Origin of the sequence: Pannonibacter carbonis, from assembly GCF_003012935.1 — a bacterium.
Classification (GTDB): Bacteria; Pseudomonadota; Alphaproteobacteria; order Rhizobiales; family Stappiaceae; genus Pannonibacter; species Pannonibacter carbonis.
On the sequence record NZ_PUDR01000001.1, the window covers coordinates 293,631 to 305,583 of the forward strand.

The following is an 11,953-nucleotide window of genomic DNA, read 5'->3' on the forward strand; positions in this document are numbered from 1 at the left end:
TCCGGCAATTGCCAAGGGGGCGGGCAAGCGGACAACACACCAAAAGGGGACAAAAAATGTCCGGGGCGATCACAGGTAGATCGTTTGGAATGCGCTGTCCAGCGGCGTGCAGGCACTCTGTGTTTCACCTCACCGAAGCGCCGGATGCGGGCATGCCGGAAACAAATCTCCTGCCGGGTCAACGAGACACCAGATATTGTGATAAGATTGCAGGGTTCTGCCATTGCCAATTTCGCCGCAAACCGGCACCGTCCAAGTGATTCTCCCCGTGTGGATGAAAAATGACCCAGATGTTGCGCTTTTCCTGTCTTTCCCACACCCCGGCGCAGTGCCGGCATAAAATCCTTGCGCTGACATTAGCAACAGGCCTGTTGCTTGCCGGATGCCAGACTTCAGACATCTACAGCGGCGTACCAATTGACTCAGCGGCAGGATCGAGCGCGAACATTGCCTCGCTCTCGGAAGTCATCAAGGTCAGCCCCGGCGACGCAAATGCCTACAACACGCGTGGCGTCGCCTATGGCAAGGCCGGAAAGCTCGAGCTGGCGATGCAGGACTTCAACACCGCGCTGAAAATCGACCCCAACAGCTACCAGGCCTATGCCAATCGGGCTCTGGTGGAACGGCGACGGGGCAACATGGCCAATGCCGTTGCCGACTATGACCGCGCCCTGCGCATCAAGCCGGATTACGACGCCGCCCTTGTTGGCCGTGGCAACACCTATCGCCTGGCAGGCCGGTATCCGGAGGCCCTGCGCGACTTTGATGCCGTTATCCGGCGCAACTCCAACGATGCGCGCGCGTTCCACAACCGCGGCCTGATCTATCAGGCGCAGGGCCAGCACAACTTCGCCATCGAGGACTTCTCGACCGCGATCGTGCTGAACCCGAAGGCCTCCGAGCCCTATATCGCTCGCGGCATTTCATATCTGAAGGCCAATGACCCGCAGGCAGCGCTGGCGGATCTGTCGGAAGCGGTGAACTTTGACAAGAACTCGTCCATCGCCTGGGCCAATCGCGGTGTTGCGCTGGAAATGACCGGCCAGAAGAGCGATGCGGTGCGCAATTACAACCGCGCCCTTGGTCTCGACGCCAACAACCAGGTGGCCCGCGACGGGCTTGCCCGGGTCAACCGCGGCAGCTGAGCCTTCCACGTGTCAGAAGGGCGCCTCGGCAGTGAACTGCAGCCGCTCGCCGGTCATCGGATGGGTGAAGGCCAGATCCCTGGCGTGCAGTTCGAGGCGCGGGCTGAAAGCCCGTGCCACTGCATGGGCATAGAGGCTGTCGCCGACGATCGGATGGCCAAGGCTCAGCATGTGAACCCGCAACTGATGTGAGCGTCCGGTGATCGGCTCCAACTGCATCAGCGTGGTGTCTTCCTCATGCCGCAAGACGCGCCAAAGGGTGCGGGCGGGACGGCCTTCCTCGAAACAGATCTTCTGCCTGGGCCGGTTCGGCCAGTCGACGATCAGCGGCAAGTTGACCTCGCCGCTCTCCTCCTGCACATGGCCCCAGACCCGCGCCACATAGGCCTTGCCGGTCTCCCGCCGTTCAAACTGCATTGACAGACGCCTGTGCGCCTCGGCGTTGCGCGCGAGAACCAAGACGCCGGACGTGTCGAGATCCAGACGATGCACAATTCGCGCGCCCGATATCTGTGCCGCCAACCGCGTCACGAGGCTGTCCTGACGATCCTCGCCGCGTCCCGTTACACTCAGCAAGCCGCAAGGCTTCACGACGACGATGACATCGGCATCGACATGCAGCACCTGAAGCGGGCCTTCGGGCGGGGTATAGTCAAAAGGGATCGGCTGTGTGTCATGCATGTCACGCGTATCGCCTTTCGCCCCCCAAAACGCAATGGGCGAGCAAGCTGCGGTTTCTTAAGGCTGTTGGGCTACCTAGTTTAGGAGACTGACAACCAACACCAACCGCGGGGCAACGAGGACCATCGCATGCTGGATCTGCTGTTTCCCGTCACGCTGATCGGCGCCGGCCTCGTCCTCGTGTCGGTCATGACCAGCGCGCTGGCCTTCCGCTTTGGCGCGCCGCTGCTGCTCGTGTTCCTGAGCGTCGGGCTGCTGGCGGGCGAGGACGGCCTCGGCATCCGCTACAATGATGCCGGTTCAGCTTATTTCATTGGTAGCCTGGCTCTTGCCATCATCCTGTTCGATAGCGGGTTCAACACCAGGCTGAGATCGGTGCGCCAGGCCGCAGCGCCGGCGATCGTGCTGGCAACCCTCGGTGTGATTATGACTGCGGGCATGGTCGGCGCTGTCGCCCGTCTGTTGTTCGGCCTCCCCTGGCTGGAAAGTTTTCTGCTCGGCGCAATCATCGGCTCGACAGATGCCGCTGCGGTGTTCTTTCTGCTGCGTGTGGGCGGCATCAACATCCGCGACCAGGTGCGCTCCCTGCTCGAAGTCGAGTCCGGGTCCAACGACCCTATGGCGATCTTCCTGGCCATCGTGCTGGTTGAACTGATCCTCAGCGGTGGCAGTGTTGGTGATGCCTGGACCGAACTGCTCAAGGGCTTCGGCATCCAGATGGGCCTCGGCCTGTCGCTTGGCATTTTCGGCGGTTATGTCATCCTGGCTGGCGCAAAGGTAATCCGGCTGGAGGGAACGCTCTATCCCATCAGTATCCTGTCCTTTTCGCTCCTGTTGTTCGGCTTCACCGGCCTTGCTGGAGGCAGCGGCTTCCTCGCGGTCTATGTCGCCGGGATCATTGCCAGCAACAACAGGATCCAGGGGCAGGTCAGCCTGCGACGGTTTCTCGAAGGGCTGACATGGATGGCGCAGATCGCCATGTTCCTGACGCTCGGCCTGCTGGCGACGCCCTCGCAGTTTCTCGGCCTCGCGCTGCCTGCCATCATCCTTGCGCTAGCCCTGACCTTTGTCTGCCGGCCGCTGGCGGTCTGGTTGTGCCTCATGCCCTTCGGCTACAAGCGCAACGAGACAGCTTTCATCTCCTGGGTCGGCCTGCGCGGCTCCGTCTCGATCCTGCTTGGCATCATTCCGCTTGCCACAGGCATGGAAAGCGGCCAGTTGCTGTTCAACACCGCCTATATCGTCGTGCTGGTGTCGCTGTTGCTGCAGGGCTGGACCATTGCGCCGATGGCCCGCTGGCTGGGCCTGATCGTTCCGGCGCGTATCGGGCCGGCGGAGCGTCTGGAACTGGAGCTTCCCGGTGGCAGCGGCGACCATGAACTCGTTGTCTACAAGGTGGCGGCGGAGAGCCCGGTTGCCCTTGGCGATGAGCGCCTGCCCCGTTGGGCGCGGCCGTCGCTGGTGGTGCGGGATGGCCATTCGATGCGCTACCAGTATGCCGGACGGCTGCAAGTGGACGACCTTGTCTACATGTTCGTCGCCCCGCAATATATTCGCCTGCTGGACCGTCTGTTTGCCAGCCCCGTGCGCCTGACGCTGGACGACGAGGACTTTTACGGCAAGTTCCTCATCGACCCGCGCCAGCCGATGGCAGCCCTTGCCGAGGCTTATGGACTGACCGGTGTTGTTGATCCGCAGCAGCCGCCTGTTTCCATCCGCGACTACATCACCCAGCGCCTTGGCGGCACTGCCGAAGTCGGCGACCGGATCACATGCAGCGGGGTGGAGCTGATTGTTCGTGACCTCGATGCGGACGGCGCAATCTCGGAAGTCGGCCTGTCCATAGAGGAACCCGAAAACGCCCCGCAACTGCCCCTGTTCCAGAGCGGCCGCGAATTGTGGCAGTTGCTTCGGGCAAGACTGACAAGACGCGGCAAACAGGCTTAGTCCGTGCATTGCGGCGCGAGGCGGAGCCGCTTTCGGGAACGTCCCGGCGACTGGCAAACTTACGATTTCGTCAGCTTGCCGTCATTCCGGACAAGGTGAGCCTCGAGCGAACCGCAGATCCGGAATCCAGCGCGTCTGTGCGAGCGCCAGCGAGCTCATAAACAATTCAGCGCGATGGGACGTGCAGCCGACAGCTTTGTCGCGCTTCGCGCGTCCTGATGTCTGGATCCCGGCTCGGCGCTTCGCTATCGCTCAGCTGGGCCGGGATGACGATATAGGGACCATTCACATAGCAGAACGGCCCCGTTTCCGGGGCCGTGCATTGTTTCATCGAGAGAGTTCGTCCATCAGGCCTTCAGAGGGCCTTGACGATCTCTTCGGTCATCTTCTTGGCATCGCCGAACAGCATCATCGTCTTGTCGAGGAAGAACAGTTCGTTCTCGATGCCGGCATAGCCGGAGCCCATGCCGCGCTTGATGAAGAGCACGGTGCCGGCCTTGTCCACGTCCAGGATCGGCATGCCGTAAATCGGCGACTGCGGATCGTCACGGGCGGCCGGGTTGGTCACGTCGTTCGCGCCGATGACATAGGCAACGTCAGCCTGCGAGAACTCCGAGTTGATGTCTTCCAGCTCGAACACTTCGTCGTAAGGCACGTTGGCTTCCGCCAGGAGCACGTTCATGTGACCCGGCATGCGGCCTGCGACCGGATGGATCGCATACTTCACCTCGACGCCTTCGGCCTTCAGCTTGTCGACCATCTCGCGCAGGGAGTGCTGGGCCTGGGCAACCGCCATGCCGTAACCCGGCACGATGATGACCTTGGACGCGTTCTTCATGATGAAGGCTGCATCTTCAGCCGAGCCCTGCTTCACCGGGCGCTGCTCGCCGCCGCCTGCTGCCGCCGCCGACGATGTCTCGCCGCCGAAGCCGCCAAGGATGACGGAGATGAACGAGCGGTTCATGCCCTTACACATGATGTAGGACAGGATCGCACCGGACGAACCGACGAGGGCACCGGTCACGATCAGGGCCATGTTGCCGAGCGTGAAACCGATGCCGGCCGCAGCCCAGCCCGAGTAGGAGTTGAGCATCGACACGACCACCGGCATGTCCGCGCCGCCGATCGGGATGATGATCAGCACGCCGAACACGAAGGCAACGAGCACCACGAGCCAGAAGGCCAGAGCGCTTTCCGTCGCCACCAGGATGGCGACCAGAACCACAACTGCAACGGCAAGACCGATGTTGATGGCATGGCGGCCCGGCAGCATGATTGGCTTGCCGGACATGCGTCCGTCGAGCTTCAGGAACGCGATGATCGAACCGGTGAAGGTGATCGCGCCGATGGCGGCACCGACGGAGGCCTCGATCAGGGCCTGTGCGTGGATGTGCCCCGGTTCACCGATGCCGAAGGCTTCCGGCGCATAGAGCGCGGAAGCGGCCACGAACACCGCAGCCAGACCGACCAGCGAGTGGAAGGCGGCGACGAGCTGCGGCATTGCCGTCATCGGAATGCGGCGGGCGATGATCGCACCGGCACCACCACCGATGCCGACGCCAGCAAGGATGATCAGCGCGGAGCTGAAGGTGACACCGGTCGCCAGCAGCGTGGTCACCACGGCGAGGGTCATGCCGACCATGCCATAGGTGTTGCCCTTGCGAGACGTTTCCGGATGCGACAGGCCGCGCAGGGCCATGATGAAGAGAACGGCGGAGATCAGGTAGAGAACGGCCGTGATGTTGGCAGACATGGATACGGCCTCCTCAGCGCTGCTTCTTCTTGTACATGGCGAGCATTCGGCTGGTCACGAGGAACCCGCCGAAAATGTTGACGCTGGCAAGGACCAGGGCGATGAAGCCGAAGATCCGCGCCATCAGCGCTCCGTCGCCATGCGACAGGTCAACGCCCACAGCCAGCAGCGCACCGACGACGATCACCGAGGAGATCGCGTTGGTCACGGCCATCAGCGGCGTGTGCAGGGCCGGGGTCACCGACCAGACGACGTAATAACCGACGAAGATCGCCATCACGAACACGGAAAGCAGGAACACGAAGGGCTCGATAGCCCCTGCCCCGATGCTTTCGCTGGCGCGCATGGCCAGATCCACGGCGCCGCCTGCGATCTGGTCCGCATAGGACTGCGCCGCGGCGGCGGCTTCCTTGGCCGTTTCAGCAGCCTCAGCCGCAGCCTCGGCAGCAGCGCGGGCCTTTTCCAGCGCTTCGGCTTGATTGACTTCGCTCATCTCGTCCCCCTTACGACTTCGCCGGCGCAAAGGCAGGGTGAACCACTGCCCCATCGCGCGTCAGCACGGTCGCCTTGACCAGTTCATCGTCCCAGTTCGGCTTCAGCACCTTGTTCGTCTTGTCGACCATGGTCTCCAGGAAGGCGAACAGGTTCTTCGCATAAAGCGAGGACGCGGAGGCGGCGATGCGCCCCGGCACGTTCAGGTGACCGACGATCCTCACGCCGGAAACGGTCGCGACTTCGCCAGCCTTGGCACCCTCGACGTTGCCGCCGCGCTCGACGGCGAGGTCGATGACGACCGAACCCGGCTTCATGCTGGCCAGCATAGCGGCCGTGATCAGGCGCGGAGCCGGACGGCCCGGGATCAGCGCCGTGGTGATGACGATGTCCTGCTTGGTCAGGTGGGCGGCGACAAGCTCGGCCTGCTTGGCCTGATAGGCCTCCGACATCGGCTTGGCGTAGCCGCCAGCTGTCTCGGCCTGCTTGAACTCATCGTCCTCGACGGCGATGAACTTGGCGCCGAGCGATTCGACCTGTTCTTTCGAGGCCGGACGCACGTCCGTCGCGGTCACGACCGCACCAAGGCGGCGGGCCGTGGCGATCGCCTGAAGACCGGCAACGCCTGCACCCATGACGAAGACGCGGGCCGCCGGAACGGTGCCGGCAGCCGTCATCATCATCGGGAAGGCGCGGTCATACTCGGCGGCCGCGTCGATCACGGCGCGATAGCCGGCAAGGTTGGCCTGGGACGACAGGACGTCCATGACCTGCGCACGGGTGATGCGCGGCATGAACTCCATCGCGAAGGCGGCGATGCCGGCCTCGGCCATGGCCTGAACCTCGGCTTCCTTGCCATAGGGGTCCATGGTGGCGATGACGAGGGCACCGGCCTTCATCAGCTTCAGCTCGTCCGCGTTGGGGCGGCGAACCTTCAGCACCACGTCGGCATCGGCGAACGTCGAGGCAGCGTCCTTGGCGATGACGGCACCAGCCGCCTCGTATTCAGTGTCCAGGATGCGAGAAGTTGTGCCCGCTCCCGTTTCGATGGTCACCTCAAAGCCGAGAGTTTTCAGCTTCTTGACGGTCTCCGGCGTGGCGGCGACACGGGTTTCCACCGCGTCGCTTTCGCGCGGCACAGCTATCCTCATTCCAGACCCTCCCAGGGAAGATTAAGCGGTAAACGAGATGGCGAGACGAAAACGCCGCCCGGAGGCGGCGCTCGGTCAGATGGTCACCAGAGCCAGAAGCCCTGCGAGAACAAACACGCCAGCAGCGGGGATCCAGCCCTTTTCGCCCAGCGCCATGCCGGCAGCGATGGCAACGAGGTTGGCGATGGTCAGGATCCAGCCGAACACGACAGCGGCGGTGCCGCCGAAGGCAAACATGGCCAGGGTGATGACAATGGTCAGAACCGCGATGGTGCCGATCTTCGAGAAGTTGATGAACCCCTCGTAAGTGCGCTCGTGCTCGGCATAGTCCATGCTGGTAGAAGAGTTGCTAGACATCGATAGTACCCCGACTGTTTCTCACAAGTGGTGAAGGGCTGCCCCATACAACGGAAGCGCCCCGCACGGCAATGTGATCCGGCCCGGAAGTCTCCATCTGGAAGACTGCCGCTCCGAACCTGTCCTTACGCTGCCACAACAGGGCTGACTAGCCCAGTTTTGGCCAAAACAGTTCTCTGGCTATCTGAGATTTTTTTCACCTCGAAGCCGTCGATCTGTTCGTTGAATAGACGATAGAAGTTCAGTTCCGCGCGCAGGTGAAGAAAAACACCACCAAGACCTATGGCCGCCCGGTCCATGAACACGAATTCCCGGGGAACCGTGACCGGACCAAGCTCCTTGAGAGCCTTTTGCACTCGAAACGCCTCCTGACGTCCATACTCGGCCGGGCTCACACCATCGGCGATGGCGCGCACCCGATCTGTCAGCAAAGGACCATAAATGAATCTCGCCCAGATGTTGAGGACATTGATGAGATCCTTGCTCAGACTTTTGAAGCCCCAGCTTTCGTAGGCATGGACAATTCGCGCGTCATCGTCATGCAGCAGCCCCTTGTAGAGATCGACGACGCCGCCGACGAAGGTCGCGGGGAAGATGCGGATGCAGCCATAGTCGAGCAGATTGATGCCGCCCGGCTCGCCTGCCTCGCTGAACACGGTGTAATTGCCCAGGTGCGGATCGCCATGAATGACGCCGAAATGGCTGAACGGATGCCACCAGGCATGGAACATCGTCTCGGCAAGCCGGTTGCGGACGGTCAGGTCCGCGTCCTTCCAGCTCAGCATCGGCGAGCCTTCCAGCCAGCCCATGGTCAGAAGCCGCTGTGTTGACAGCTCGTCCACCACATCGGGCACCCGGATTCGCGGCTCATCGGCCAGCACATGCCGGTAGATCGCCATCTGCCGTGCCTCGCGGGTGTAGTCGAGCTCCTCGCGCACCCGCTCCGAAATCTCCTTTGCAATCTCGCGGGTATCGATCGCGGACTGCATGCGCCTGTGAACGGAGAAGAGCAGCGCCAGCTGCTTGAGATCCGCCTCCACCGCCGAGGACATGTCGGGGTACTGCAGCTTGCAGGCCAGCGCCCGTCCATCGTGCCCGGTCGCCTTGTGCACCTGACCAAGGGATGCGGCAGCCGACGGTTCCTTGTCAAAGGAGGCAAAGCGGCCTTGCCAGCCGTCGCCCAGTTCCGCCCGCATCCGGCGCTTGACGAAGGCCCATCCCATCGGCGGGGCATTGGACTGCAGCTTTGCCAGTTCCGCCGCATATTCGGGCGGCAGAACGTCCGGGATGGTCGACAGGAGCTGCGCCACTTTCATCAACGGCCCCTTGAGGCCGCCCAGCGCCGCCGCCAGCTCCGCCGCGCCTTTCTGGTTGTCGAGGTCCAGCCCGAACAGGCGCGCCCCGGCGAGCTTGGCGGCGATACCGCCCATGTTGGTGCCCACCTTGGCGTAGCGCCCCACGCGGGCGCTGAAGCGGTTGGCTTCCTGGTCCTGTCCGTTGTTGCCTGTCCCGGCCATGTCCTGTCCTTCGGCTCGCCCTGCCCCGTGGCAGCGCGTCTGTCGTCGGCGGTCTTACGAGTGGGCCAGCGCCTCCAGATCGGCCGCCAACCGGTCCCGATGACCTGTCAGCCCCTTATAGGCCAGTTGGGCCGGTTCCATCGCACGCAGCTGGCGCGCCAGACCTGCGGCCAATGCACGCCCCCCGGGATGGCGGGCGAGCCAAGCGAGCGGATCCTGATGGATCTTGATCGTGAAGAGAATGTCACCGGACGCAGGAAGCCGGCGCAGGGTCTGGCGTTCGACGCGGACAAACAGCGCCGCCAGCAGCGATCCATCCACATCCCCGACCTGCGGTGTCAGCTGCTTGGCCTCCGGGTGATGCAGCTCGGCGTCATCATAGACCGACCAGTTGAACCGCTCGATGATCTGACCATCGCGCAGGTTGTCGAAGATCCGGTCCACGGTCTGCCCCATGCGCCCGGCAAAACCCGGCACCTTGGCGTGGATCTCACTCATCGGCTGACGGAATTTTTCGGCCAGGGACCAGGACGAGGGGAAGCAAAGCGCGGCGGCGGCAATCCTGTACCCGCCCTCCCCCTTGCGCATCAGCACCAGATCGTCCTGCACCAGACGGGCCGCAGACAAAAGACCGGGCGTGTCCGTTCCGCAAAGCCCGACGACCGCGCCGGACGCACGCACGAGAACACCGCCGTCCACCTCGCCATAAAGCGCCGGGTGGACGACCGGCAAATGCGCGGCCATGAGACGGAAGGTTTCCGCCTGCGCTGCCTCTGTGCCTGGCTCCGCCCGGAACACACGGTCCAGATGGTCACGGAACAGCGCATCCTTGAGCTGCAGATGGTGCACCAGCAGCGGATCCGGATCGAACCAGCGCGCTTCCTCCACCGGAGCCAGGCCAATGGTGAAGGGCTGTTTCGATCCGTCATAGGGCGTGTGGCGGAACGGGTCCGCCGGGCCCGGTTCCACCGCCTGCATCACGCGTCCATCGCCTCGAGTTCGTCGATGATGCGTTCGATCACCGACAGGCCGCGCTTCCAGAAGCCCGGATCCGTCGCATCAAGGCCGAAGGGCGCCAGCAGCTCGCTGTGATGCTTCGTGCCGCCCGCCTTCAGGAGATCGAAGTACTTCTGCTGGAAGCCCTCGTCGGCGTCCTCGTAGACCGCATAGAGCGAGTTTACGAGGCAATCCCCGAACGCGTAGGCATAGACGTAGAAGGGCGAATGGATGAAGTGCGGGATATAGGTCCAGAAAGTCTCGTAGCCTTCGCCCAGCCGGATGGCCGGTCCAAGGCTCTCGCGCTGTACCTCGAGCCAGATCTCGCCCAGGCGTTCAGCCGTCAGTTCGCCGTCCTTGCGTTCGGTGTGCACCTTGCGCTCGAAGGTATAGAAGGCGATCTGGCGCACGACCGTGTTGATCATGTCCTCGGCCTTGCCGGCGAGCAGGATCTTGCGCGCCTTCGGGCTCTCGGCCTTGTCGAGCAGCGAGCGGAACGTGAGCATTTCGCCGAAGACGCTGGCGGTCTCGGCCAGCGTCAGCGGCGTGGGCGCCATCAAGGGACCGTTCGGCCCGGCCAGAACCTGATGCACGCCGTGACCCAGCTCATGCGCCAGCGTCATCACGTCCCGCGTCTTGCCGAGGTAGTTCACAAGAACATAAGGATGCGCGCTCGGCACGGTCGGATGGGCAAAGGCCCCGGGGGCCTTGCCTTCACGGGCCGGGGCATCGATCCAGCCGCGCTCGAAGAAGCGGCCGGCGATTTCGGCCATGTCGGGCGAAAAGCCGGCATAGGCGGTAAGCACCGTGCCGCGCGCCTCATCCCAGGAGATGACCCGGTTGTCCGACTGCGGCAGAGGCGCGTTGCGGTCCCAGTGGTTGAGCTGGTCCATGCCGAGCCAGCGCGCCTTCAGCGCGTAATAACGGTGCGACAGGCGCGGATAGGCCTCGCGCACCGCTGCCACCATGGCATCAACCACTTCGCGCTCGACCCGGTTGGCCAGATGCCGGCTGTCGGCGATGTCCTCGAACTTGCGCCAGCGGTCGGAGATTTCCTTGTCCTTGGCCAGCGTGTTGGTGATCAGGGTGAAGACGCGCAGGTTCGCCTTGAAGGTCTCCGCCAGGGCGTCCGAGGCAGCCTTCCGCCTGGCGGGATCGCTGTCCTGCAGGTAGTTCAGCGTCACCTCGATCGGCAGCGACTGGCCGTCAACGGAGAAGCGGAGCGAAGCGATGGTCTCATCGAACAGACGGTTCCAGGCGCCGCGGCCGCTGATCGACTTTTCATGGAACAGCTGCTCGACCCGGTCTTCCAGCTGATACGGCTTTTCCTTGCGCAGATCCTCGAACCAGGGGCGATAGTGGCGGAGACCGGGGTCCTGCAGCGCCGTCTCGATGACCTTGTCATCGATGCCGTTCAGTTCCAGCGTGAAGAACAGGAGGTGGGAACTCGCCGTGGTGATCTTTTCCTGGATGTCACCATAGAACTTCTGCCGCGCCGGATCGGTGGTGTTGCCGGCGTAGAGCAGGCCCGCATAGGAAATCAGCCGGCCCAGCAGATCTTCCAGATCCTCGAAGGACTGCACAGCCGCCAGAAGGGCCTCGACATCCTCCGCCGCCAGCCGCGCAAGTTGCCCCTTGTACGCACTTTCGAAACTCCGCGAGCGCTCGAGCGCTGCTGTCAGGTCGGCCTGGACCTGCGGCGCATCTGGTGCCGGATAAAGATCGCTCAGATCCCACTCCGGCAGATCGCCAAGGGCGGCGCCGGAGGTTGCTGGAGAGCGGGCGATTTCGATGCGGTTCATGACTCCTCCGGTTGGAACCGGCCTGCGCCGGGCGGTTCCCTGTCCTGCAGACGGGCCAACCCGCCCGTCTCGTTCCGTTCAGATTCCCTGTTTTAGGGCGGAAGACGGGTGT

Annotated in this window: 10 protein-coding genes; 2 read left to right on the top strand and 8 right to left on the bottom strand. The window is 63.3% G+C overall.

The features are described from left to right. Positions 1–290 precede the first annotated feature (290 nt). Positions 291–1,145, top strand: a complete 855-nt coding sequence (locus C8348_RS01340; protein WP_208983468.1) for a tetratricopeptide repeat protein — start codon at positions 291–293, stop codon at positions 1,143–1,145. 12 nt (positions 1,146–1,157) lie between these two features. Here the strand turns inward: C8348_RS01340 and C8348_RS01345 are convergent, their stop codons facing one another. Next, a complete protein-coding gene (locus C8348_RS01345) occupies positions 1,158–1,826 on the bottom strand; it encodes a pseudouridine synthase (protein ID WP_106751460.1) in 669 nt (222 codons plus the stop codon). 129 nt (positions 1,827–1,955) lie between these two features. On the opposite strand from C8348_RS01345, the gene C8348_RS01350 reads away from it, so the two are divergent. Beyond that, the gene (locus C8348_RS01350) at positions 1,956–3,773 is read left to right on the top strand and encodes a potassium/proton antiporter (protein WP_106751461.1); all 1,818 of its coding nucleotides are present in this window, start codon (positions 1,956–1,958) and stop codon (positions 3,771–3,773) included. 355 nt (positions 3,774–4,128) lie between these two features. On the opposite strand, the gene C8348_RS01355 is transcribed toward C8348_RS01350, so the two are convergent. From C8348_RS01355 to C8348_RS01385, 7 genes are all read right to left on the bottom strand, one after another. Next, positions 4,129–5,526 (bottom strand): NAD(P)(+) transhydrogenase (Re/Si-specific) subunit beta, encoded by a 1,398-nt coding sequence (locus C8348_RS01355; RefSeq protein WP_106751462.1) that lies wholly within the window; start codon positions 5,524–5,526, stop codon positions 4,129–4,131. Between the two features lie 13 nt (positions 5,527–5,539). Beyond that, positions 5,540–6,019, bottom strand: a complete 480-nt coding sequence (locus C8348_RS01360; RefSeq protein ID WP_198646878.1) for a proton-translocating transhydrogenase family protein — start codon at positions 6,017–6,019, stop codon at positions 5,540–5,542. Positions 6,020–6,029: 10 nt separating this feature from the next. After that, positions 6,030–7,169 carry a Re/Si-specific NAD(P)(+) transhydrogenase subunit alpha gene (locus C8348_RS01365; protein WP_106751464.1) on the bottom strand — a complete coding sequence of 380 codons (1,140 nt, stop codon included), beginning with the start codon at positions 7,167–7,169 and terminating at the stop codon, positions 6,030–6,032. 75 nt (positions 7,170–7,244) lie between these two features. Continuing rightward, on the bottom strand, positions 7,245–7,526 hold the full coding sequence (locus tag C8348_RS01370) for an aa3-type cytochrome c oxidase subunit IV (RefSeq protein ID WP_198646879.1): 282 nt from the start codon (positions 7,524–7,526) through the stop codon (positions 7,245–7,247). Between the two features lie 125 nt (positions 7,527–7,651). Further along, positions 7,652–9,043, bottom strand: a complete 1,392-nt coding sequence (locus tag C8348_RS01375; protein WP_106751466.1) for an ABC1 kinase family protein — start codon at positions 9,041–9,043, stop codon at positions 7,652–7,654. 54 nt (positions 9,044–9,097) lie between these two features. Beyond that, entirely contained in the window at positions 9,098–10,021 is a 924-nt protein-coding gene (locus C8348_RS01380; RefSeq protein ID WP_106751467.1) for a heme-dependent oxidative N-demethylase family protein, read from the bottom strand. After that, a complete protein-coding gene (locus tag C8348_RS01385; RefSeq protein WP_106751468.1) occupies positions 10,021–11,841 on the bottom strand; it encodes a M3 family oligoendopeptidase in 1,821 nt (606 codons plus the stop codon). The genes C8348_RS01380 and C8348_RS01385 overlap by 1 nt, the downstream gene beginning before the upstream one ends. Between the last annotated feature and the right edge of the window lie 112 nt (positions 11,842–11,953).